Below are 25,058 nucleotides of genomic sequence, written 5' to 3'. Positions count from 1 at the left end.
GAAATGTTATGTTTAAAAAGATTTTAAAATTTATATTATACACATTGCTCTACGCAGTCATTGCTGTTGCGTTAATTGCTTTGTTTTTGTTTTTAATTTTCCCAGGGGATTTAAATAAATCCTTAATCGCTACAGGCTTTATTTTTGCTGTTGTTATTTCAGTGGTGTTGCTGCGTAAATTATATATCCGCCTTAAAGCACGTGCACAGGTAAGAAGATTAGTTCAGGAAGAAAAACCAGAAGACATTGATGAGCTAGGCATGAGTTCTAGTGAGTTAATTAAAGACCTAAAAAAGGGCTGGAAAACAGCCATTAAAGGCATTAAAAAGTCGAACTTAAAACTTGAAGGTGATGCGGTTTATGTTTTGCCTTGGTATATGGTGATTGGTAAACCTCGCTCTGGCAAATCAACCGCTTTAAAAAATGCAAAATTATTAATGCCTGATATCGACCTTCCAAAACAAGAAGATGGTTCTACTTTAAATTTAGATTGGTGGTTATATGAACAAGCAATTGTACTAGATACCGCGGGCCGTTATGCCGTTCCTGATAATTCTAAGCGTGATAAAAAAGAATGGTCTGCACTTTTAGGAATGTTATCTAGACACAAACAAAAAGAGCCGATTAATGGTGTGGTGTTAGTTATTGCTGCTGACCGTTTATTAAATAATACTGAAGATCAATTAATGGAAGAGGGGCGTCAAGTTCGTGCAAGTATTAACGAACTGATGGAACAGCTTGAAGTTAAAGTGCCTGTTTACTTAATGATAACTAAGTGTGATTTAATTGAAGGGTTTGATGTTTGGAGCGAACATTTACCTACAGAATCTAAAAATCAAGCAATGGGTTATTTGCATGAAGGCAGTTCAATTAATTTAGACTCTGTTATTGATAATGTATTAAGTAAAGTTCTCGATCGTGTAAAAGAGCTGCGCTTAATTATGATTGAAAGAAGCGAGCTTAAAGGTAATGAATTATTAATTTTACCAAATAAGATTGAAAAAATTAGAGAAGGTTTACATCATTTTATTGGTTCGGCTTTAAAAGAAAATCCATATCAAGATACTCCAAATTTCCGTGGATTATTCTTTAGTTCAAGTCAAAAAGTAGAAGATAAATCGGGTAAATTAACAAACAGAAGTTTGTTCTTGCACGAATTTTTTACAAAAGTATTACCAACTGATCGCGGTTTATTAGATAGTTTGCCAAGTGCAGTAAGAACATGGCGTACTACAAAACGTTACTGGATAAGTGTTATGGGGGGCGTTGGCGCCATAGCATTAGTTTTAATTTCAGGCTTATACATTAAAGATATGAGCGCACTTAGTGAAATTAAATCTCGTTATCAGTTAATTGAATTAACTCATGCTAAGCAAAAAAATAGCAGCGGTAATACAATTAAAACAGAAAAAGATATCAATCAAAAAATTGTTGCATTGTATTCTTTGCGTTCTTTGATTTTAGATCTTCAAAATGCGCAAAAAGACTGGATCATTCCTTGGGATACGATCAATTTAACTAACAGTAAAAACACGGATGATTTAATTGCGATGTACAATCAAACTTTTAAAGAAGAAGTGATTGATGCAGTAGATACCAATATTGATGCGCTAATTAGAGCATCATTAGGCGATAAAACATCAAAAGTTGCAGGCGGAATCATAAGAAGGATTAATTTGTTATCTGCTGAAATTGGTAATAAAACAAAACAACATAATGTTGATCTGGATGAAAAACCTGGCATCGCAAGTAACTTTATTTCAACTGCTTATGATGAAGTTGATTATGGTAATTCTGAATTATTTAACGAATTGTATTTATCTTACTTACAGTGGAATACTTTAACTTTAGATTTAGAAGATCAACGCAGAACATTGCAAAGTGCATTTAGATTGTTAGTTGATCGTAATTTAGGAAACTATGATTGGATCATCGATTGGGCGAACCAACAGGGTTATGAAAAGTTTGCATTAAATAACTTTTGGAGCGGAACCGTTAAAGTTGAAAACCCACCTATTATTGAAGCAGCTTACACGTTGGAAGGTAAGGCATTTATTGATGAGTTTTTAAACGAGTTAAGTGAATCCGATGATCAAGATATGGACTTTACTGATATTAAGTCTGACTTTAATGATTTTTATAATATTAAATATTCAAAAGCTTGGGTAACATTTGGTGAGCGTTTTGATGAAGGTAAAGGTCAAATTCGTGATAAAAAAGAATGGATTTCTGTAATTGGATCATTATCAACTAAAGACAATCCGTATTTTAAATTTATTAAAACCATGAATACTCAAATGGCGCACATTTCAGAATCAATTGGATATGATGGGCAATCTCACTTTTCTTTCTTCCAAGAAGTGGTAGACGCTTCAGGTTTAGAAGCGACAGAAGCGGCAGATAATAAAGCCTTAACCAAGCTGGGAACTAAGCTAGTAGGTAAAGTTTGTAAAGCGTGTAAAAAAGCCATCAAAGTAGGTAAAAAAGTTTCTAAAGCAACTAAGGGTGGAAAGTCAATTGATACTGATAAAATCATTGACGCATCAGTGGTCGAGTTAGAGGCTTATAATAAAGCACTTTACGATACTTCTTTTAATGCAGAATCAAAGTCTCAATCTTATAGTACTATTTCGACATTGTTTACCACACCTGATAACCCTGGTTCTGGTGATAACTCTATGGCGACTGCTTACAATTCAATTGTGAATTTCCAAAAATTAATCGGAAAGCCAGGGGCGAATGATCGTTTATTCTGGGAGCTATATAAAGGTCCACTTGGAGTAATATACGATTATATGGAAGAAGAAAATAATTGTTATTTACAAGAGCAATGGAATACTGAAGTTTTAGCTCAAATTGAAGATGTGGAAGAGAAAAAACTGGGTGTCTTTTTAATTGGTGAAACGGGTTTGCTTTGGGATTTTATTAATGGAACAGCTGCACCTTATTTACAAAAGAAAAAAGACAAAGGGTATATTCCAACTCAAGTGAATACTGATAGACAAGTGCCTTGGGATAAAGAATTCTTAGGATATGTGAATGATGCCTCAGCAGGTAAAACGTTAGTAGGTAATGAGTTCAAAGTGAAAATTAGCACAATTCCAACAGGGGTTAACCAATCAGCTGCGATCGCACCTTATGCAACTTTCTTAGAGTTACATTGTGGTGATACTCAGCAATCACTAGCTAACTATAACTATACGACAGCTGCTGAATTTACTTGGTCATTAGAAAACTGTGGAGACACTACTTTGCAAATTGATATTGGTCATATCAGTTTAAGAAAATTATACAAAGAAGAAGATGGCGGGTTCAGTTTATTCTTACAAGACTTTAAAGATGGTCGACATACATTTGGTGCTGCTGATTTCCCAGCCCAAGAATCCTTGCTAAGAAAAGAATCGGTAACGGCGATTGATGTTAAGTATCAATTTGAAAATCATCAGCCAGTGCTTCGAGTATTAGATGATGTGCCACTTACTCCACCGCAGCGTGTGACGCAATGTTGGCCAACAGATTCAGAATCTGAATCTTAATAAATGAATTTAAAATAGTTTAAATATTATTATCAAAGTCAGTAGTGCTGACTTTGATATTTTTAAAGTGGAGAGTTAAATTGTCAGTCGAATCTCAAGCTTCATCAGAGAGAATTAATCTGGTTTATCGTTCTAGTGGGCCAGATGGTGATAAAGATGTTGAATTACCATTTCGTCTATTAGTACTTGGAAACTTTTCGTCAAATAAAAAAGATGTTGTTGAGTTTATTGAAAAGAAAACCATCAATATTACGTTAGATAACTTCTCAAAGGTGATGGAGTCATTAGAGCCATCCATTGACCTTAAAGTAGATGATAAATTAACTGAAATTGAAGATGCTGAAAAATTAAAATTTTCATTTAGTTTTACTTCAATAGACGATTTTAGCCCTCAGTATTTTGTTAAGCAAAGTGAAGTGCTTTCGCAGTTAGTTGATTTAAGACAGCAATTGCATGATATTTTAGAAAGTGTTGACCCAGAGCAATCGTTGGATGATTTTTGCGAAACGTTAACTGAAAGTATCTCAAAACAATTTTTAGATTCAATGTTAAATGATGGTGAAAGTCTAAACACGGGTTTGCTGGATTTATGCATCACTGAGTTGGATGATCGCCTAGGTGAGCAGCTTGATGAAATTTTACATCATCCTGACTTCCAAGAAATTGAAGCGATATGGAGAAGTTTGTATTTCTTAATTGAGCGTACAAAATTTTCTGAAAATTGTGTAATTGAAATTCTGGATGTGTCAAGAGATGAGTTAATTGAAGACTTAGAAGATGCACCAGAAATTACACAGTCTCAGTTATATAATATTGTTTATACAAAAGAATTCGGTCAGTTTGGTGGTAAGCCATATAGTGCATTTGTTGGTGCTTATGAATTTGGACCAGATGCAGAAAGTGTTTGGTTGTTATCTCAAATTGCATCGGTCGCGGCAATGAGTCACGCACCATTTTTATCCGCGCCTTCTTCTGAATTATTTGACATTTCAAGTTTTTCAGATTTTGCTCGTTTGCGAGATTTGGCAGCTAACTTTGAGCAACCTAGATTTGTGAAGTGGAATAATTTTAGAAAATCTGAAGATGCGCGATATGTGGGCCTAGCATTGCCAGGGTTTAAATTGCGTCCAAGTTACAGTGATTCAAACCCAATTAAAATTTTTAAGTATAAAGAAAAAATTCGTAAAAAAGAAAAGGGTTTATGGGGCAATGCCGCATTTGCTTTTGCAACACGATTAATGGCCAGTTTTGCAAATACTAGATGGTGTATTGATGTTTCAGGTGCACAACACGGTAAAGTTGAAGGTCTAAATATGCTAGACAGCCAAAACGTTGCCACAAGAGAGAAAAACATACCAACGGAAATATTAATTTCTGATCGCAAAATTTCCGAATTAATTAACTGGGGGTTTATTCCGTTATCAATTCATAAAGGGGATGATAATGCCGCTTTTTATGGTGCTGGATCGGTTCAAGCTTTAAAAGAATTTGCTAATACAGATGTTGGGCGTAATGCAGAACTTAATCATCAATTAGGTGCTCAGCTTCCGTATTTATTTATTGTTAGCCGTTTATCGCATTATATTAAAATGATGCAACGGGAACATATAGGCTCATGGAATAAAGGCCCAGATATAGAAAAAGAATTAAATGGCTGGATTCGAAACTATGTCACTGATATGGATAATCCTACCGAAGCGGTTCGAATTAGGCGACCACTAAGACAGGCAAAAGTAACGGTTAGTGACGTGGATGGAAAATCAGATTGGTATATGATTTCTTTGACGGTCACGCCGCATTTAAAGTATATGGGTTCACAATTTACTTTGAATGAAACAGGTAAACTTGATAAGAATTAAAGTGATGTTTTAATAAACCAGTCATCGTTTAATATCAATAATAGACAGTGACAAATTAAATTAATGAAGACAGGACAATGATATGGCAATTCCATGTGGGTTAAGAATTATTGGTGAACAGCAAGGTGAAATAGAAGGCGCTTGTGAAATACCAAGTCGAGAAGGCACGATGTTAATTCACTCTGTGGATCATTGTGTTGAACTTCCAACAGATAATCGTGGTGTATCTTCAGGTAGAAGATTGCACAGACCATTAACTGTCACAAAAGAAATAGATAAAGCATCGCCAATGATATTACAGGCTTTGTGTACTGGTGAGCGACTCAGTGAAGTGTGTTTGGAGTATTACCGTATTGATGAAGTGGGCGCTGAAGAATTGTATTACACAGTAATGTTATCAAATGCGTTAGTTTCAAAAGTAAAACCGTGGATGCCAAACACCATGGATGCTAGCAAAACGGGTTTTCGTCATATGGAAGATATTTCATTTATTTACGAAAAGATTTGCTGGACGTGGACTTTGGATGGCGTTGAGTACGAAGATGTTTGGGGTGAGGCTTCAGAGTAATTCTGGATGACAAAAAGTATTAAAATGGTTTTTAAACATGCCTAAAGAAAGATTGTTAAAACGCATTAGAAAGTGGTCATTACACGATGGGCGTACTTTGTCTAATGTTGATTTTGCTACATATATGAGTTCTTTGTTTGCTGATTTAAGTCAAGTGTATAACACTCGAAAAGGCACGGTTTTGTTAGATAATCAATTTGGTATTGATGATTTTACAAGCTTGATGAGCTCGATGTCGCCACCTGAAATTGAAAAGTTGAGCCAGTCATTTATGCAATTAACGGCTCAATACGAAACAAGATTAAAAAACGCAGTTATCAAATATGAATTTAGAGAACAAGATATGGGTGTGATTCGTTTTGTCGCAACTGGAAAAGTTCTTTTTCAAGATAGTTTAACCAACGTGAAGTTTTATATTTTGCTTGTCGGCGATGGAAGTGTCGCGATTGAATTATCAGAATAATATAAATAGTAACAATGCAGCCAAACTTTAACAGCCTAGATTGCGATCAAATTTGGGTGGGCTAAGACGAAAAAACATGATTTTATAAAAATAAATGAGTGATTTTTCGATGGCAGATGCAATAAGCGTAGTTTGTATTGTTAAAATAAATATAGATCAAAATGAATTGATTAGAGTTAAAAATGAATACTGAAAGTTATCAAAAAGAATTAAATAATTTAAGAGAGTTGGCTGTTGAGTTTTCTGAAAAACATCCAGCCCTCGCACCTCAATTATCGGGACCTAGTCCTGATCCTGATGTTGAGCGAATTTTAGAGGGTGTTGCTTTTTTAACAGGTAATATTCGTCAAAAACTAGATGATGACTTTCCTGAATTTGCTCAATCATTAATGCAAATGATTTTTCCGCATTATTTACAACCGCTGCCTTCAAGTACAATAATTGAATTTACGCCTAAATCTATTTTGAAATCTTCTTTAGTGATTCCTAAAGGAACATTTGTAGATTCAGTTGAAGTCGAAGGCACATCCTGTCGTTTTCAAACCTGCCAAGATATCAATATAGCCCCAGTAAACATTACGGATGTTAATGTTGAAGAAAAAGGTGTGGGTAAACGTATCATTGAGTTAGATATCAATTTAAATTCAATGGATATGCAAACCTGGGCGAAAGACGGCATAGATTTTTATATTGGCGGTGATTATGTTGGCGCATCGGATGTGTTTTTATTGTTACAACATTATTTAACAAGCATTGATATCGTTGTTGATAATTCTAATAAAGTGATTCAATTAAGTGCCGATAAACTTGAAGCGTTAGGGTTTGATGAAGAACAAAAACTGATTCCTTTCCCAAAAAACGGGTTTCCTGCATTTAGAACCCTACAAGAATTTTTCTTGTTTAAAGAGAAATTTTTATTCGTTCGATTAAAAGGATTAGAGGCAATTGCAAAAGCTTCACAATTAACAATTAAATTTAATTTAGATAAAGTTAATTTTAAAATGCCTGTTATAAACAAACAGCGTTTTACATTGCATGCTTCACCCAGTATTAATTTATTTGAACATGATGCAGAGCCAATTAAATTAACAGGTCGTCAAAGTGAAATTCGCATTATTCCTAAAAAAGGTCGAGGTCGTTCTGTTAAAGAACATTTTGATATTCACAGCATTCAAAGTGTTGAAGGCAATAATCGTCGAGCGAATAGCCGTACGGTGTATAACTCTATTAGTGGATTTTATTCTGGAGGGTCATCGACTCCCGTTTATCAAACTTCGGTACATTCTGGCGAAAAAGGCGAGGCAGGCGATACCTATTTAACTTTGCATTATCCTGCTCAAATGGAAATCAAAACCAACGAAACATTATCCATAAAAATGACCTGCTCAAATGCAGATCTACCTTCACAACTTCGTCCAGGTGATATTAATCGTGCTACGAGTACAACATCAGAATTAGTTGAATTTAGTAATATTTTACCACCAACGGATTCTTTAAAAGTACCTGTTGGCGGATCTTTAATTTGGCGCTTGTTGTCTCATTTATCATTAAACTTTTTGTCACTAGCAAATAAAGAAAATTTACAAGCGTTATTATCATTGTATATTTTTCCAGGATCTACAGCTAAAAAAGAAGAAACCATCAATCGTAAAAAGATTGCCGGCATTTCAACAGTTGATATTAAAAGTGCAGATAGAATGGTAAATGGCAATTTACTTAGAGGACAAGAAATCCTGATTGAATTAGATCGCGATGCATATTCATCAAGAGGCGATATGATTTTATTTGCAACGATGTTGGAAAGTTTATTTAACAGTTATGCGACGTTTAATTGTTTTACTCAAGTGACTATGAAAGAAAGCAATACAGGTGAAAGTTACAGTTGGCCTGCAAGATTGGGGGATCGACCATTAATATAATTGAAGACCTTCAGGAAAATGCAGAAGAGTATGATTTTTTCCAAGCGGTAAAATTATTAAATCGCTACCAAGAACAGAAAAAATCAGTTGAACCCACTACTCGTACAAGAAGACGTAGGGTTGCCACAAAAGCTGCGAAATTAAAAATCAGACCTGATTTATCTCTGGATTACGTCGACAGTGATATTAATGACGTCATTGTAGATGATGAAGGTAATATTGAACTGACTACTAACTTCATGGGTTTGTATGGTATTTCGTCACCTTTACCTGCTTATTACACTGAAGAATTATTAGATGATCAGTGGGATGCTGATGAAGCACCACGTGAATTTTTAGATATTATTCACCAACATTTATACCCTATGCTTTACAGTGCATGGCAAAAATATCGATTTGCTCATCAAACGGTTGAGCAACATCAAGAGCGTTATTGGGATGTGTTGTATTCATTTATTGGATTAGCGGATCCTGAATTTAGACAATGCAATAAGTATTCGCAGCAGTTATTACCTTACTTAGGATTAATTTCTCAGCGCCAAAAATCGTTAGTTGGTTTTTCTACTATTTTAAAAGATGTTTTGAATACTGATGACGTAAGAGTCATTCCATGCGTAGAAAGAACCGTAAATATCCCAGAAAATCAGTATTCAATCGTAGGTAGCGCACAGAATTGTTTGGGCGTAGACTGTACGATTGGTAGCACCATTCAAGATAGAATGGGTAAAGCTGTGATCGAAATTAGCTCCGTTACTGGTGAGCATTTACAAAAATGTTTGAATGATGAAGAATACATTGATTTTATTCGTTCATTATGTGATTTCTACCTGTCACAGCCTTTGGATATTGAAATTGTGCTTGTCTTAAATCCAAACGAAGTATCAGGTGTTTCATTAGGACAATCCAATTGGTCTGGTTTAGGTGTGGATAGTTGGATGCAAAGTGCTCAATATCAAAATGATGAGACACAGCGTGTGACTATTTATAAATAACCGTTTATAAATAGTCGTTTATAATAATGTTTCAAAAAATCAAAAATAAACAGCCAACAAGATTGGCTGTTTCTATCGATAAAAATAATATGTAGGGCAACAATATGAGTTACTTTTCCGATTTAGATCAAAAACGTTTCTCTTTTGAATCTTTATCCTCAGGTGTTAATAAAAACAGTTTTGCAGTCATTAATTTTGAAGGATTCGAAGCATTATCCAAAACCTATCAATTTGATATTTTACTTGTATCTAAAGAAAAAAATATTCAATTAGATGATGTGATTCAAAACCCTGTAGTATTTAAAATTCACCGTGGTGATGAAGATGACGTGTTGTTTAATGGCATCCTACAAGATTTTGAACAACTACATGAATTTAATGACCACATATATTATCGAGCGAAATTAGTTCCTAAATTATGGTGGTCGAATTTAACGACACACAATCAAGTTTTTTTAAAACAATCCGTCACTGATTTAGTAGAGTTAGCCTTACAAGATGCCGATTTAGAATCCCAAGATTACGAATTCTCAAACCTCATTAATACCTATGAACAAAATCCATACGTTTGCCAATACAGTGAAAGTCATTTTCAATTTGTCTCGCGTTGGTTAGAGCGAGAAGGCATTTATTATCATTTTGAACAAAATGAAGATGGCGAAGTGGTTGTTTTTAATGATGATTGTTCGACACACAGTAAATTGAAAATTTCAGGCGATTTAGTGTACCAACCTGCAACCGGTTTAGAGTCTTCGCATTTAGCCGAAACGATTTATTCTTTAACATGCAGACAAAAACAACTCCCACGAGAAGTCATTTTAAAAGATTATGATTATGAGCGCCCTTCGTTAGATGTAAGCGGCATTGCAGTAGTTGATCCAAATGGTCGCGGCGTGTCACATATTTATGGCCATTATTTTAAAACGCCAGAAGAAGGTGATCGACTAGCGAATATTTTTGCACAGCAAATGCTAAGTGAAAAACAAAAATTCTATGGCGAATCCACTGTGCCCTATATGAGCCCAGGGTATACATTTAATTTAACCAAGCATTTTAGCGAGCATTATAATCAAGAATACTTAATCACCGAAATTAATCATAAAGGCTCACAAGCCGGTTGTTTAAATCCATCGGTCATTGGAGGTTTAGATAAAAGTGCATTTAGTATTGATGATCAAGTAGCCTACCAAAATACGTTTACAGCCATACCTGCAATCACACAATTTCGACCAGAAAAAATAACAGAGCGTCCTAGAATTTCGGGCACCTTACACGCAAAAATTGATGCAGAAGGCGAAGGTGAATACGCAGAAATGGACGACCACGGTCGTTACAAAGTGCGTTTACCTTTTGATGTGAATGATCAAAATTTATCAGGACGCGCATCAACATTTATTAGAATGATGCAACCCTATGCTGGTGAAAACAAAGGCATGCAGTTTCCTTTAACAAAAGGAACCGAAGTCATGCTGACATTTACAGATGGACACCCAGATCGTCCATTGATAGCAGGGGCAGTTAATAATTTTGAGACACCTGGTCCTGTGAATGCAAATAATCAGTCGGAGTCTGTGATTCAAACTGGCTCTGGTAATAAAATTCGCATGGAAGATAAGTTTGGTTCTGAGCGAGTGATGATTGAGTCACCAGCATCTAATTCATGGTTACGAATTGGCTCGACAAACGATCCTATTACATTAAATGGTGATTCACCACAATATTTAAAAGTTGGAGAGACATATGTTGATCCACAGGCAACTGCACTAGATTCAACAACTGATTCTGAGAATCCTACAGCCTCTTCTGCATTTAATGCTGTTGAAATAAGAAACGAGGCAGGTTCGATCGTCACCAGTGTGGATACTTCATCTCCAGGTGTATTTTATTTAAAATATATAAATGAAAACAACACGGCTGATACAGCCTTTCGTAAAGTTGTTGTTGGATCTAATGATTTATATGGCACCGTTAGTGACGGCATAAGAATTCAATCTGCTGGTGATGTGTGGATACAAGCCCGTGGTAAATATGGAGAATATTCACAAGGTACCCCTTTAGCCTCTTCCATGCCAAGTGATTTACAAACCTTAAGAAATTATTTTGGCGGTTCAAGTGGTAAATATAAACCGACTGGATTATTGAATTATTCAACTAATGCTGCAGTTACTGGATCTAGCTCTGTTGAAATTGATAACGTGATATCAAATGCTAGAGTTCAACTAAGTACATTAGATACTGTTAATACTCAGGAAGGCAATATCTATGATTTCGGAGGTTACTGGAATTATAATTTAGGTAACAGTTATGCTGAAGATCATACTAATCAAAGCGCTGTATTAAATGTTAAACAAGCAGAAGACCTACTGAATATAGGTGGCCCAACTTGGGATAGCGTAAATTGGCCAACAGCTGGAGGTAAACTTTCAACTACTGACACACAACTTGAAGGAACACATTGGTCCGCTAATCAAGATAGTACAAACGGTAGTAAAGTGTGGGTTCAAAAAAAATGGGGCCATGATTATGAGTTTCATGTCGGAGACGCCATTAATTTCCAAATTGGACAAACCCTAGATATTATTCAAACGCCACTACAGGTAGCTATTGAGTTAGATAGTTCAGGGAAAATTGCAAAATGGACTAAAGGCTCACCGGGTAACGGTAATTGTTATGAAAAACAATGGAATGCTCAGGGTACTAAAATTTATGACCTGACAACTAATCAAACGAATACTTTTACCTCGTCAGATGAAAAAAAATATGACTGTAATACAGGAGGTTTATACCACCATGCTTTAGAGCAAGGCACTGGAATGGGAATGGCTAAATTTGAATTTGATTATTCAAATACAGTTTCTATGACTGTAAATAGTGGGCTATTAATTAATACAGAAACTTTTTTAGGTCTTCACATAAATAATGAAAATTATGTGGGAGGAAAAATTTCAATGGAAAATTCAGTCGGTGCTATCTTGGGTATGGAGTTTGCTCTTGGTGGTATCATTAGCATTGAAAATGCTGAAATTAAAACAAATATTGGCCCTTTGGCTGCTAAGTTTACATCAGTTAAAATGGATACAGACTTAACAGTTAATTCTCAAGCAGTTACAGCCATTAAAACTGTTGCAACTAATATTGAAACCGCAGCGACAGCTGCTCTAGTTAGTGCATTAATTTACATGATAATGTGAATCGAATATTCTGCTTTGATAATTGTGAGAATATTCACAATTTTTAAAGTTCTAAATTAATTTAAAATATACTAGTCATTGAGCCGAAAACTGTGAATATTATAAAAAGTCTACATTCGAGTTTGTTATATCGATGTTTTAGTGAGAAAAATAACCATTTCTTAACTGTTTCTGTTTTGTGGGGATTTGATTTAAATACTAATTCTGCAAAACTCGAACAGGATATTTGGCAAACAATTGGAAATCTACTAGGTAAAAATGAACTATTTGATACAGGCATGCCTAAAAAAAATGCTGAATTTTTAGTTCATGGTAGCTGTTTTACTCCGAAAGGAGAAAAGACAAACGCTCATAATGTGAGTGTTACATTAGGATCGTTAACTAAAAAATTGAATGTTTATGGTGATCGTCATTGGATAAAAGGATTAGGGGTATGGGCGCTCTCTGAGCCCGAATTATTTTCAGAAATGCCTGTAAGTTATAAGAATGCATTCGGAGGAAAAAACATATCAAGTAATCCTTTGGGAAAAGGCGTTGATGATATTGATGGAAATTTAGGGTGTTTACAATATTTGCCTAATTTAGAATATCCTAATCAATTAATTGGTTCACCTTCAGATAAGCCAAGTCCAGCCAGCTTTAATCGTATTGATTTGATGTGTGAACAACGGATGAAGTATGGGGGCACCTATGATCAAAAATATATTGAAACCAGAATGCCAGGGTTACCTGAAGATTTTGATTATCAATTTTTCAATGACACCCCGAATGATCAACAATTTGCAGAGTATTTAAAAGGTGGTGAAAATTTTGAAATTAAAAATATGCACCCTGAAAAATCTGTAATTATTGGTCAATTACCCGATGTGTTCGCACGTGTTTTTGTAAACCATGAGATCGATAATAAAATAGTCTTTAAAGAAATTCCTACAAACCTTGATACTGTTTGGTTCTTTCCTGAATCTGAATTGGGTATTCTAATTCATCGAGGTACTATAAGAATAAATGAAGACGATGCTACAGATATAAAGCAAATTCTAATAGCAAATGAGAGTAGATCTGATGAATTACGCTCTAGAGAGCATTATCAAAATGAATTAGATTTACGTCTCAATCCAGAGGAATCCATTAAATATTTAATGCATACATCACCATTGATTCCTTTGGGAACAACTTGTGGTTTTGAAAATATGAGTGAGAATTCAGATTTTCCATTAGAGTTATTAGCGAAATCCAATCTTGAAACCTATGGGGAAACAAAGAAAAATGAGGCTGAAAAGCAAGCATCGGAACAATTTGAACAGTTGAAACAGACGATGGAGGAAGGGAGTCTAGAAAGACAAAAAATTGAAGACATACAAAATCAATTAAAAATAAGTAAATCTGGTCCTGCTGAGATCGATCCTGATATTAAGAAAATAAAAGAATTATCTGACAAAATACTGCCAAGTATGCCTAATGATCCAAATAAACCAGATCTAACGAAACTTAATCTTAAAGCTATGGATGATTTAAGAGAACACATGGATCAGTTACAAATTGATAAAAAATCTGAAGCTAAGCAACAGCTTAACTCACAAATTGTTAAGCTCAAACAGATGGATGGGGGTACTTTAGAGCAGGTTCAACAACTTGAAAAAGTTTTGATTGAAATGGAATTGCCACCGATATTACCTAGAGTAAACGTTGAAGGTATTTTGTTGCAAATAAAAGAGCAAAAATCCGAATTACAAAAACAATTATTAATGATGCAATCTATGGGGTTATCTCAAGATCAGTTGATACGAATTCAAAAAGCAAATGAAAATTCTGAACTTGAAAAGCAAACTCTAGCTGGGCTGAATATAGCTAAAGATAGTTATCGTCTAGGGGCGCATTATATTGAAAATGCGCGATCTCCACATGAAGGTAGAGAGAGTAGTATCCGAGGTATGTTTATTAATACGCTTAATTCTGGTGGTGAACTTACCCATGGTGATTATGCGTTTGTGGATTTGTCTGAATTGAATTTAGAAGAAGTTGATTTAGAGGGTTCTTATCTTGAATATACAAATTTAACTGGTACTAATTTGTGTAATGTAAATCTTAGCAATACAATATTATGTAATGCCATAGTTAAGCAGACTAAATTTGAAAACGTCAATTTTAAAGATGCTAATTTAGGATCAATTAAATTTGAAAATGTACAATTTATTAATTGTGATTTGACAGGAGCCACATTAAGTAAGTCGAATATAAAAAATACACAGTTTAATAATTGTAAAATGGCTGAAAAACAAGATGTGTTTTTAGAAACATCTTTTGAACAAGTAAGCTTTATAAACTCAGATATGCGGAAAAATGTATTTATTGATTTGGATGTTAGTAGATGCGACTTTTCTGGTACAGATCTAAGTGGTTCGAATTTTGTAAATCCAATTATGAAAAATAGTAATTTCAAAAACTCAAATTTGAGTGGGGTTAATTTTGTTAAAGCAACAGCTGATGGTTCTTGCTTCGATCAATCTTTAATGAAAAATGTTCGATTTGTTGGTGGCTGTTCATTGTTAAATACATCCTTTTTTTTAGCGGAAGTTGCTGAGTCAAATTTTCGGGATTGTGAATTATATAAGGCAAATTTTAATCAAGCTAAATTAAATAAAACAGATTTTGGTGGGGCTAATCTTAAAGATTCGAATTTTGAAAAAGCTATTGCTGTACAAACTCAATTCAATAAAACTGATTTAACAAATAGTAATATGATTAAAATAAATTTAATGGAAGGTTCTCTTTATAAAGCAAAAATATCTGGTGTTAAATTTAATGAAGCAAATCTGTATAGTGTGAATTTTTTAGATTGTACAATTGGACAAACTGATTTTACTGATGCAGACTTAGAACAGACTATATTAAAAGACTGGCGGCCAGCATGATGGATAAAATTCAATTAGTAAATGCTATTAAAGGAGGTTCTGAACTTCCAATTATTTCTGAACTTGATTTGTCTAATAATGACTATCAAGGATCAGACTTGTCTGGCGGTATGTTTAATAAAGTAAATTTTACTTCTTCAAATTTTTCAGGTTGTAATTTAAAAGAGTGCAGTTTTGTTGATTGTGATTTTACGCAGGCCAATTTAAGTCAGGCAGATTTTTCTTTGGCATCCTTTATTAATCCTGTTTTTGATCGGTCGTTATTAGTTAATTCAATCTTTGGTTATTCTAATTTTGTTGATGCTTCCTTTGTAGGAGCAGATTTTAGTGGTAGTAATTTAAAGAATACCAGTTTTATAAATCCAAATATGACTGATGTTTGTATGGTGGGTATTGAAACTGAAAATAGCAATTTTTTAAATGCGAAACTGAATAACGCTGATTTTAGTCAATCTAAACAATTTCGATCAAATTTTCTTGAACCTGAATTAAAAGATATAAAATTCATGGGGGCAGTTCTGGATATGGTCTTTTTTATGAAGGCGGATTTAAGCAATTATGATTTCTCAAACCTTACTTTAAAAATGTGCCAATTTAATGAGACTAAATTAGTTAATGCCAAGTTTTCTAAATTAGATATATCTCAATGTGGATTTACTAATGCGGAACTTACAGGAGCAGATTTTACTGAATCGATTGTGAATAATTGTTTATTTATTGAAGCTAATATAAAAGGTGGTATTTTTTTTAAAGCAGAGGCAAAGCAGGCTTTATTTAATGAATCTAATGTTTCATTTTGTGACTTTCGTAATACAAAAATGGAACAAGCTCAGTTTACAAGCTCAAATTGTAATGGGGCTTTGTTTACAAAGGCAGATTTAACTTATGTTGATTTCTCACATGCAAATTTGGACGAAGCTTTAATTGATAACGCCAAATTATATAGAGCTAATCTTCATGAAATCAGTGATTACAAAACAAATTGGCAAGATTCTAATAAAATTGAAGCATTAGCAACAGATGAAAAAAAAGCGAAAGCTGAAAAGTTTATAGCTTAAAAAAAATGAAAATTTATATAATTGAAAATGGTGAATTATGAATACTAAAATAACGCCTTTACATGGCAATCAAGATCATTGCAGTTCTTTAAAGGCACAAGTAAAAAGTGTTTCAGATAATTGTATTCTTATTGATACAGGTGAAGGTGTCATTAATTCAAGCAAAGCATTTAGTTGTATTGTCGATCCTCAAATAAATGATATTGTATTAGTCAATGTAGTAGGCGTTGAATATTATGTACTTGCGATTTTGGAAAGGCCTTTAAGTCAAGAAATGACTTTATCATTTCCAAGTGATTTGAAAATGCAATTACCTAAAGGTCAGTTTGATTTGTTAGCAAGTAAAGATATTAATTTGATGACAGCTGAAAAAACTCAAGTATTTTCGGGTAGTGTAAATATGACGTCTTCTAATATAGATATTAATACAGGTAAGCTCAAAGCTAATGCAAAAGACATAGATGCATATACACAAAATACAACTTTATCTACGAATTCTTTGAATGTTATCGCTAAGCATATTAGTCAAAAAACAGATGTATTAGTACGTTGGGTTGAAAATGTAGAGACTTTAAATATTGGTAACCTTATACAAAAAATACGTAAAAATTATACATCTCATTCAGATCAAGCTGTAATTACAGCTAAACAAGATATGCGCATCGATGGCGAACGCATTCACATGGGATAGGAGAATAACATGTTTGTAAATACTCAAATGGCAGGGTTGAATTTCGCAATGCCTGATGTCTGTTTAACGCCAGTGCCATCACCAGCTGGTCCGATACCTACTCCAATACCATATCCAAATATTGCATTACCAATGACTGCAATACCTTCACAGTTTAAAGTTTTAGTTATGGCCATGCCTGCACATAACTTAATGACAATCACGCCTATGAGTAATGGTGATAATGCAGGTGTTATGATGAATCCAATGTCTGGAATGATGATGGGACCTTCAAAACATTTAATGGGTAGTGTTAAAACAATGTTTGGTGGATTACCAGTTACTAGAATGTTAAACCCTACAGGTCAAAATGGCATGTCCCCTGGTGCATTTGGAGCTTCTATGGCGCCAAGTCAGGTTAAAGTTATGGTAATGAGTTAATCAATAATTAATTAATTAAATAAGATAATTTAATATGAATGAATCAGATCAAAAACAAAAAATTCAAGCCCATATAGCTCCTGACCTTGAATACGTATACAGAGATATCGCCAATGTTTTCGTAGGCCAAGGCGAGGTGGTAATGGAGTTTGGGAATGTGCATCGTTCAATGCCTGGGCATGCTACGGTGTCAAACCGTATTGTTATTTCAATTGCTAATGCCTATGAATTGCAGCAATCATTAGCTAATGCACTTGCACAAGCTCAAGAGAAATTAGCTCAAAGTTTAAAGTGATTTATGTTTAAATTTTTTTATTTAGCTTATTCCCTCTGGATTTAGTACCTCGATGCTTGCGACGTAATCTTGTAAAGTATTTGCATGAGCGAATATATCGACAAATGACACAATGTAGCGCTTCTGATGTATCACCTATTTTTACCTGCTAAATATAAAAGAGATGTATTTAACCCACTAGTAGGTGAGAAGATTAAAGTGATGTTTAGAAATTGGTGATGATTCTGATTATGTTCATTTTCTAGCGCAAACAGCCCGAATTAAAGTTGCCTATCTTTATTTAAACACATTAATTTAATTTATGAGTGTTTGTTAAACCTGAAGCGGAAAGCGTTAAACAAAATCGAAAGAAATTGCTTTAAACCATCTTAATTAAACTAATGATCGATTAAGTTAAGTTGCCGTCCTAGCTTAACTTCACTCTTTTGAATTAATAAATATTTCAAGGAAGGGATTATTAATCTTCTATTTCTTCATTAAGTGCTAAACGAAAACCGGTATGTCTCATTCCATTGCTGGGAGTTCGTTGATCTCTTCTAGCGACATGTAAAGTATTTTTAGAGCTTCCAAAATAGCCACCTCGTGTTACTGCCATGACGGGGCGGATATTATCTTTATACATTTCACCTATCGCTAAGTTGTACCAAATAGAGCCATCAGTAGGCGCCCCTTCATAATTTTGCATAAATTGGTCTGCTACTAATTCAGCAACATTTCCATGCATGTCATATAACCCATACTCATTGGGAGGATACTGTTTTACTGAACTTGATTGTCCTGATTCTTTTAGGCAATCATTACTAGAATCAAATGTTCTATGGTTGCCATTAAACCCAAAATGAGCTTGATTACAATTAATGTCATCGCCAAATGAATATTTTGTTTGAGTACCGCCACGTGCTGCATATTCCCATTGAGACTCGCTGGGTAACGTAAATCTATACCCCGTTTTGGAATACAACCATGGAATATATTGCTGTGTTATTTGATTATAACTGATATTGATTACTGGCTTTTGGCCTCTTCCCCAGCTGTTATCATCTGGCTCTGAACAAACATTGTCTTTAACACAAAGATCCCAGTGTGCAAACGTCAATTCAGTTTCCATCATTAAAAAGGAATTGAGTGTCACGTTGTGTTTAGGGGATGAATTGTCTAAAAAATCTTTATCTTCATGACCCATCATAAAAGACCCTGTAGGTATTGGCACTAAATTACCTACGTATTGATTTAATTGATCGTAAGGGTTTTTTTCTTTATTAGAAAATTGAGTAAGGTAATGCGTAAATTGTTTGGATTTAATTTCCCATTTACCTGTAATATTCAAATAAATAATATAAGTGCCGATGCTTAATGCAACAATTAAGACTGCCATCATAAAGTACGAAGTGTTTGTAATTCGATCAGCTCTCTGGGTTTGTCGAACATATTCTTCTCTAGATTGTTGTATTAATTTTTCTGAAGAATTTTCCGTTTTTATATTGTTATTTAATTCAGAAAATCCATCAAAATCATCTTGTAATCGACTAAAATGCTTATCAAACCATAATCCATTAGACTGAATGAACGTCTCAAATTCTTGGTTAGCTATAATCAATAATGCAAAAATATTGTCATTTAATAGTGGTTTGAATAAGAAAAATGAAAATTCTTTTTCTACTAAAGCTTTAATAGATTGAATAATATAAAAGTGAGGGTTTTTGATGTTTGTGTAATCTAATGTTTTTTCTTGAGTATGGAAATGAATTTTTTGTTGGTTGTATTTATTTGTAAAACGAAAGTTATCATCTAGATGTTTTTCGATATCCGCAATTAAGTTATCCATTGTAATAACATTTTTTGAAATATGTAGAAGTCCAGGAGCAATAATATCCGGTTCATGATGATTTTTTATTATATTTAGGCTTTTTTGAGTATGCATATTGATTGACCATATATTAATGTTGTATTTCTAGCTTTCATAGTATGAAAAAATTATTGAAATAGAAAGTCATCATTTAATTAAAGATAGGACAGGCCGCATAATTCTAGAAGTGTTGTCGAATTCATTGAAGATGCCTGTTCTGATTTTAGATCATTTGACGTTTTATGATTTAGTATTTTTTTGGTTTGATATTTAATTGGTTCTCTGGATGACCCATTTAAGATATCGAGGGTGCAGCTTTTCATTTGACATGCAGGCTCAAATGCAAAATAAAAAATAAAATAATGAAATAAAAAAACCGCCAATAGAACAAACTAAAGGCGGTTTTTTTATGCAAGTCACTAAAACTTAAAAATGATAACCCGCATCTAAATAAATTTTAATATTCTTTTCGCCATTCAGCGTGAAGTTGAAATCGCTATAATCTAAGCCAAAATCAAAATATGTGTTAGGAATGGTTTCAGGGAAAATACGTAATCCGCCATCCGCATTCATGTATAGGTTTTCGCTGTTAGTATCATAAGATGTGCCTGCCTCTAATATGATATTAAAATTAGGTGCTTGTTTGATATTAATTCCTAAATCTAATCCAAATGAAGCGACGTCACCAATTTGTGTGTGTCCTGTAAAATAAACGTCAGTACTTTTTGTGTTTGCTACTTGTTTGGTTAAGTATAAGGCGATGCGTTTATCATTTGAGTGTAATCCGTGATTTCCGTTTGGAAGCGAGGCAAAGGTGGCACCTAGTCCTGCACCTAATACAAATGAGTCGGCAAGTTGGTATTTAATGCCAAAGTTTGAACGACCCACATTATCAAATAATGAAAATTGTACTTGGACTTTATTACCTAAGCCATAAGCTGCTTCATGAAATGAAATGGTGATTTCATCTTTATCATTTACACGGGTGGTGGGGGTATAAAATAAGTGGTTCATGTTATCAGGTGTAAGGGGTTTTGCTGATTGTGCTGCTGTGGATTCTGCTTGGGCATAAGAGCTTGTCAATAAAGCTAAAAGAATACTAAAAGGGAAGATTTTGTTAATCATATTACTCTCCAAAATGTTTAAAAATGTGGGAAACGGTTTGTTTTGTTGGGTTTGGTTTGGTTTTATATGCGGTGCCAATGTAAATAAAGCCTGTAATTTCTTCGTTTTGAGCTAAGTTTAATAATGAACAAAGTTTTTTATTAGTAGCTAGGTTTCCAGTGCGCCACATACTATCAAAGCCGATTTCTTTTGCGGCTGAACATAGTTGATGAACTGCAAGCCCTGCTGTAATAAGTTGTTCGTTTTTTGGTACTTTTGGATGCTCAACCAAGGTTGCAATACTGATAATTACCATAGGAGCACGGTGGGGCATTTTTAATAATTTGTCTGCTTGTATTTCAGGGATATCACCCTGTGCTTGACTGGATACTAGAAACATTTGACCTAATTGATCAAGCTGATGTTGCGATACAACAATGAAGCGAAACGGGGTTAAATTACCATGGTCAGGTGCGCGGATGGCTGCTTGCATCAGGTATTCAATATCAGTATGACTTGGGGCAGGCGATTGTAAAAATGGGTTGGAAATTCGCTCTGCAGCAAAATTAGCTTGCTTAATAGACATTATTTAAACACTCAAATTTAAAATGGGCGTATTATATCATATTAGTTTCCAATTTGAGGACTCTATCTCACTATAAGGTTGACTGTGCGGCAAAAAAAATCTCAATTATTACATTCAGAAAGTACTCAGCTGTTTAATCAAGATTCGTTGTTCATGCCTCATACGAGTCAAGATAGAACTCGTGCTTTTATTTATTTGACGCTGTGCGCCACGATATTATCTGCTGTTTATACAAATATGCTTGATAAGCATTTTGCTTGGACTATTGTGTTTGCTGTGAGTTACCCATTGTTTGCAAATGGCGTGGCATGGCTTGCTAAAGCACAATGGAAACATAAAGTATCCGTAGGGCTAGTTTGGATTGATGCCTTTGTTATTGGCTGTACGGTAATCTTATTACAAGCTACTCCAATGATTACTTTGCTGTTATTTATAATGGCAAATGCCTGCTTTGTTTTGCTTGGTAGTATTGTGCATTATTTGGCGAGTTTATTTTTTTTGGTGTTAGGTGTGATGCTCATTCATGGTAGCTTTGATATGACGTATATTGAGCATGCACCGGATTTTGTCAATGTTGTGTGTGCGTTAGGAGTGGGGATTTATGTCACGATCTTAACATTTATTAATCAGCGCACCAGTGTTTCTTTAGAGCAAACCCGCAAAGAAATGCATATCCAAAAAGATAAATATAAAGACGTTTCTAATCGACTTGCTAAGTATTTACCCACTCAAGTTTGGCAAAATATTTTTGATGGATCAGAAGCTAAATTAGAAACACAGCGAAAAAAACTGACTATTTTCTTCTCGGACATTAAAGGGTTTACAGATATCTCAGATCGATTAGAGTCCGAAGAATTAACCGCGTTATTAAATAATTATTTAAGTGACATGGCGCAAATCGCGCAAAAATATGGCGGTACTATTGATAAATTCATTGGTGATGCTGTCATGATATTTTTTGGTGATCCAGAATCAAATGGCGTGACTAATGATGCAAGTGCCGCAGTTTGGATGGCAATTGAAATGCGTAAACACATGAAAGTGTTGCGAAACCGTTGGCGTGCACAAGGGATTGAAACCCCGCTTGAAATTAGAATGGGGATTAATACCGGATTTTGCACGGTCGGTAATTTTGGTACCGATTCCCGTATGGATTACACCATTGTGGGTAAGCAAGTGAATTTAGCCAGCAGGTTAGAGTCCTTAGCAGGATCTGGGGAAATTTATATCGCTCATGAAACCTATGCTTTAATCAAGAATACAGTTTTATGTGAGGATGTTGGGGCAATACAAATTAAAGGATTTTCTAACCCAATAAACGTTTATAAAGTGGTGGATTATCGACATGAAGTAGGGGCCGCCAATAGTTTCTCAGAATTTGAATATAATGGATTTTCATTGCAAGTTGATGCTAATAATTTAGACAAACAGGAAAAAGTTAAATTACTCAATGCATTAAAAAGTGCACAGTCGATCATTGAACGTAAAATATAACCCTTAACCCTTAACCCTTAACCCTTAACCCTTAGAGAGTTTTACCATTACTAAAATGTGTTGAATAAATAGTTATATTTAAAAGTTAATTTGTATTTCGAAGCGCAATCAGTATCATTGCGACTTTTTATAGGAAGAGACTAGTGCAGTTCACGAAACGAAATATGGATCTTTTGATCACATTAATCTTAAAATATAGCGTAGTCATTATTAGTTTATTGGTTTTATCTTTATTTGGATGGGTCACATATCATACTGCATGGCTTGGAGATGATATGTTTATTTCCATGCGACAAATATGGAATGTCGTTCATTTTGAAGGGTTTACCTATAATTATGATCAACGCGTTCAAGCATTTACACACCCTTCATGGGTTTTACTTTTATCTTTAATTACATTTGCAACACGAGAGCTATTTTACACAAATATAGTAGTTTCGATTTTGTTGTCTTTGATGTCGATCATTATTTTGTTGCGTTATGCCAGTGACTCGGTTGAAAATAAATTAAAATACAGTGCGTCTATTATTGTCATTTTATCATTAGTATTTAGTCGGTCATTTACAGACTATATGACATCTGGTTTAGAAAACCCGCTCTCTTTTTTCTTAATTGGATTGATTATTTATCTCATTAATAAGGATGAACAAGCTTCTTCACCTACTAGATTAAAGTTTATATTTGTTTTATTGGCTTTGGCTTTTTTGAATCGATTTGATTTTGCTGTGTTATTGCTACCGTTCACGATATATTTAGTTTTTATAAAAAACAGATTTTTAATAAGTTTGAAATCAGCAACTGTCGGAATCCTTATAATTTTGAGTTGGTTTGTTTTTTCTACAATTTATTTTGGTGCGCCACTTCCTAATACTTTTTATGCAAAATTAGGAGCGGCTTATCCTACTGCTGAATATATTGAACGTGGTTTTAATTATTTTGAGGCAACTTATAAAAAAGACCCAATAACATTGTTTTTTATTGCATTAGGAGTAATTGTAGGTTTGTTAAATCGTTCGGGGATAACTCGATCGTTAGCAATCGGAATTATATTGTATTGTTTATATATTCTTAAATCAGGAGGCGATTTTATGTTAAGTCGCTTTTTTTCAATTCTTATTTTTATTTCGGTTTTTAATATTTTAATTTGTATTAAAATGTTTAGCTCTAAAATTAGTAATAGCATATTGTCTGCAACCTTAGTTACTTTTGTATTTACATTTTTTATATCGCCATTAACAAATGATGAAACCTATTCTGACAAGTCATTTTTTAAAGGTGTAGCGGATGAAAGAGGATATTATTATTTGATGTTCGGTTTGGACTCACCATTTAAAAAATGGCCTGAAGTTGTTCTACAAACAGAATCAAAACCTGTTGAGTATCAATCAATTTGTGGGTTTTTAGGTTATACAGGATTAGTTAATTCTGGTGTATATTTAATTGATACATGTGCGTTAAGTGATGCTTTTCTTGCTAGATTGCCAGCAATTCAAGAAAAATATTGGCGAATAGGTCATCATGCTAGAAAGATACCTACAAACTATGGTGAGTTTTTGATTAATGGAACGCCTATAGAGGACACTCAATTACAACCTATGTTGGACGATGTTAGCTTGGCAGTGTCTGGTGATTTATTTACTATTGAAAGATTTAAAGCAATTTATAGGCTGAATATTTCTAAGCCCTATGTGTTTGACGATAATAAATATAAGAACCCTGAAATTCAATTGGAGGTTTCTAATATCCCACAAGAAATGGATTATGATGAAATCGATCATAATAGAGTAAATAATGGGGCCGCTTGGGATAGAGAGGGTCATATTATTATATATAAAAGTTTGAAAGTGAACTTTAAAACTGCTCAACCTTATTCAACATTAAAGATGACTTTAGATAATAATGATAGATATCAAGTGTATATTAATGGTCGTCTAATTAAAGTTATACCTGTATCTTCACATTTAGTAAATGGTGGTGGTGTGGTCAATCATAGTGTCAAGATTCCACATAATACGATGGTTAAATCTATTGAAATTATACCGATTGATGGGGATGGGAAGTACTCATTAGGGCATTTAGTTTTAAATTAAATGGGGAGGGGAAACCCTCCATCTTTTTATTTGA

At 34.1% G+C, this 25,058-nt stretch carries 17 protein-coding genes; 14 read left to right on the top strand and 3 right to left on the bottom strand.

Annotation, left to right across the window (positions count from 1 at the left end; translation table 11 throughout):
• Positions 1-8: 8 nt before the first annotated feature.
• The 12 genes from TYM08_RS14985 to TYM08_RS14930 all read left to right on the top strand — a co-directional run bounded on the left by TYM08_RS14985 (position 9) and on the right by TYM08_RS14930 (position 17,904).
• Positions 9-3,536 (top strand): type VI secretion protein IcmF/TssM N-terminal domain-containing protein, encoded by a 3,528-nt coding sequence (locus tag TYM08_RS14985; RefSeq protein WP_422379958.1) that lies wholly within the window; start codon positions 9-11, stop codon positions 3,534-3,536.
• A gap of 80 nt (positions 3,537-3,616) precedes the next feature.
• Complete coding sequence (gene tssC / locus TYM08_RS14980) at positions 3,617-5,395, top strand: type VI secretion system contractile sheath large subunit (RefSeq protein WP_422379957.1); 1,779 nt, start codon at positions 3,617-3,619, stop codon at positions 5,393-5,395.
• Positions 5,396-5,477: 82 nt separating this feature from the next.
• Entirely contained in the window at positions 5,478-5,963 is a 486-nt protein-coding gene (locus TYM08_RS14975; protein ID WP_422379956.1) for an Hcp family type VI secretion system effector, read from the top strand.
• Between the two features lie 37 nt (positions 5,964-6,000).
• Entirely contained in the window at positions 6,001-6,426 is a 426-nt protein-coding gene (gene tssE, locus TYM08_RS14970) for a type VI secretion system baseplate subunit TssE (RefSeq protein WP_422379955.1), read from the top strand.
• A gap of 182 nt (positions 6,427-6,608) precedes the next feature.
• Entirely contained in the window at positions 6,609-8,345 is a 1,737-nt protein-coding gene (gene tssF, locus TYM08_RS14965) for a type VI secretion system baseplate subunit TssF (RefSeq protein ID WP_422379954.1), read from the top strand.
• Positions 8,309-9,337, top strand: coding sequence for a type VI secretion system baseplate subunit TssG (gene tssG / locus TYM08_RS14960; protein ID WP_422379953.1), 1,029 nt, complete (start codon positions 8,309-8,311; stop codon positions 9,335-9,337). Before tssF ends, tssG begins: the two co-directional genes overlap by 37 nt.
• A 104-nt stretch (positions 9,338-9,441) precedes the next feature.
• Positions 9,442-12,528, top strand: a complete 3,087-nt coding sequence (locus TYM08_RS14955) for a type VI secretion system Vgr family protein (protein WP_422379952.1) — start codon at positions 9,442-9,444, stop codon at positions 12,526-12,528.
• A 92-nt stretch (positions 12,529-12,620) separates the two neighbouring features.
• Positions 12,621-15,440 (top strand): DUF2169 domain-containing protein, encoded by a 2,820-nt coding sequence (locus tag TYM08_RS14950; protein WP_422379951.1) that lies wholly within the window; start codon positions 12,621-12,623, stop codon positions 15,438-15,440.
• Positions 15,437-16,498: a pentapeptide repeat-containing protein gene (locus TYM08_RS14945; protein ID WP_422379950.1), complete on the top strand. Its 1,062-nt coding sequence runs from the start codon at positions 15,437-15,439 to the stop codon at positions 16,496-16,498. Before TYM08_RS14950 ends, TYM08_RS14945 begins: the two co-directional genes overlap by 4 nt.
• A 37-nt stretch (positions 16,499-16,535) precedes the next feature.
• On the top strand, positions 16,536-17,189 hold the full coding sequence (locus TYM08_RS14940; protein WP_422379949.1) for a DUF3540 domain-containing protein: 654 nt from the start codon (positions 16,536-16,538) through the stop codon (positions 17,187-17,189).
• A 9-nt stretch (positions 17,190-17,198) separates the two neighbouring features.
• Entirely contained in the window at positions 17,199-17,609 is a 411-nt protein-coding gene (locus tag TYM08_RS14935) for a DUF4150 domain-containing protein (protein WP_422379948.1), read from the top strand.
• Positions 17,610-17,643: 34 nt separating this feature from the next.
• Positions 17,644-17,904 (top strand): DUF3467 domain-containing protein, encoded by a 261-nt coding sequence (locus TYM08_RS14930; RefSeq protein ID WP_422379947.1) that lies wholly within the window; start codon positions 17,644-17,646, stop codon positions 17,902-17,904.
• 457 nt (positions 17,905-18,361) lie between these two features.
• On the opposite strand, the gene TYM08_RS14925 is transcribed toward TYM08_RS14930, so the two are convergent.
• From TYM08_RS14925 to TYM08_RS14915, 3 genes are all read right to left on the bottom strand, one after another.
• A complete protein-coding gene (locus TYM08_RS14925; RefSeq protein ID WP_422379946.1) occupies positions 18,362-19,825 on the bottom strand; it encodes a formylglycine-generating enzyme family protein in 1,464 nt (487 codons plus the stop codon).
• 351 nt (positions 19,826-20,176) lie between these two features.
• On the bottom strand, positions 20,177-20,875 hold the full coding sequence (locus TYM08_RS14920) for a hypothetical protein (RefSeq protein WP_422379945.1): 699 nt from the start codon (positions 20,873-20,875) through the stop codon (positions 20,177-20,179).
• 1 nt (position 20,876) lies between these two features.
• Positions 20,877-21,440 (bottom strand): nitroreductase family protein, encoded by a 564-nt coding sequence (locus TYM08_RS14915; protein WP_422379944.1) that lies wholly within the window; start codon positions 21,438-21,440, stop codon positions 20,877-20,879.
• An 84-nt stretch (positions 21,441-21,524) separates the two neighbouring features.
• Between TYM08_RS14915 and TYM08_RS14910 the strand changes: the two genes are divergently transcribed.
• Entirely contained in the window at positions 21,525-22,934 is a 1,410-nt protein-coding gene (locus TYM08_RS14910) for an adenylate/guanylate cyclase domain-containing protein (protein WP_422379943.1), read from the top strand.
• 275 nt (positions 22,935-23,209) lie between these two features.
• Positions 23,210-25,024, top strand: a complete 1,815-nt coding sequence (locus TYM08_RS14905; protein ID WP_422379942.1) for a hypothetical protein — start codon at positions 23,210-23,212, stop codon at positions 25,022-25,024.
• Positions 25,025-25,058 lie beyond the last annotated feature (34 nt).

The organism is Marinicellulosiphila megalodicopiae, assembly GCF_045862395.1.
GTDB classification, from domain to species: Bacteria; Pseudomonadota; Gammaproteobacteria; order Pseudomonadales; family Natronospirillaceae; genus Marinicellulosiphila; species Marinicellulosiphila megalodicopiae.
The sequence above is the reverse complement of the archived record's forward strand: the minus strand, read 5'-3'. Positions and strand labels throughout refer to the sequence as shown.

Excerpts from the sequence above, each read along its gene's own strand:
- TYM08_RS14985 (WP_422379958.1), top strand. The coding sequence starts at position 9 with ATGTTTAAAAAGATTTTAAAATTTATATTATACACATTGCTCTACGCA.
- TYM08_RS14975 (WP_422379956.1), top strand. The coding sequence starts at position 5,478 with ATGGCAATTCCATGTGGGTTAAGAATTATTGGTGAACAGCAAGGTGAA.
- tssE (WP_422379955.1), top strand. The coding sequence starts at position 6,001 with ATGCCTAAAGAAAGATTGTTAAAACGCATTAGAAAGTGGTCATTACAC.
- tssF (WP_422379954.1), top strand. The coding sequence starts at position 6,609 with ATGAATACTGAAAGTTATCAAAAAGAATTAAATAATTTAAGAGAGTTG.
- TYM08_RS14955 (WP_422379952.1), top strand. The coding sequence starts at position 9,442 with ATGAGTTACTTTTCCGATTTAGATCAAAAACGTTTCTCTTTTGAATCT.
- TYM08_RS14945 (WP_422379950.1), top strand. The coding sequence starts at position 15,437 with ATGATGGATAAAATTCAATTAGTAAATGCTATTAAAGGAGGTTCTGAA.
- TYM08_RS14940 (WP_422379949.1), top strand. The coding sequence starts at position 16,536 with ATGAATACTAAAATAACGCCTTTACATGGCAATCAAGATCATTGCAGT.
- TYM08_RS14935 (WP_422379948.1), top strand. The coding sequence starts at position 17,199 with ATGTTTGTAAATACTCAAATGGCAGGGTTGAATTTCGCAATGCCTGAT.
- TYM08_RS14930 (WP_422379947.1), top strand. The coding sequence starts at position 17,644 with ATGAATGAATCAGATCAAAAACAAAAAATTCAAGCCCATATAGCTCCT.
- TYM08_RS14925 (WP_422379946.1), bottom strand. The coding sequence starts at position 19,825 with ATGCATACTCAAAAAAGCCTAAATATAATAAAAAATCATCATGAACCG.
- TYM08_RS14920 (WP_422379945.1), bottom strand. The coding sequence starts at position 20,875 with ATGATTAACAAAATCTTCCCTTTTAGTATTCTTTTAGCTTTATTGACA.
- TYM08_RS14915 (WP_422379944.1), bottom strand. The coding sequence starts at position 21,440 with ATGTCTATTAAGCAAGCTAATTTTGCTGCAGAGCGAATTTCCAACCCA.
- TYM08_RS14905 (WP_422379942.1), top strand. The coding sequence starts at position 23,210 with ATGTTTATTTCCATGCGACAAATATGGAATGTCGTTCATTTTGAAGGG.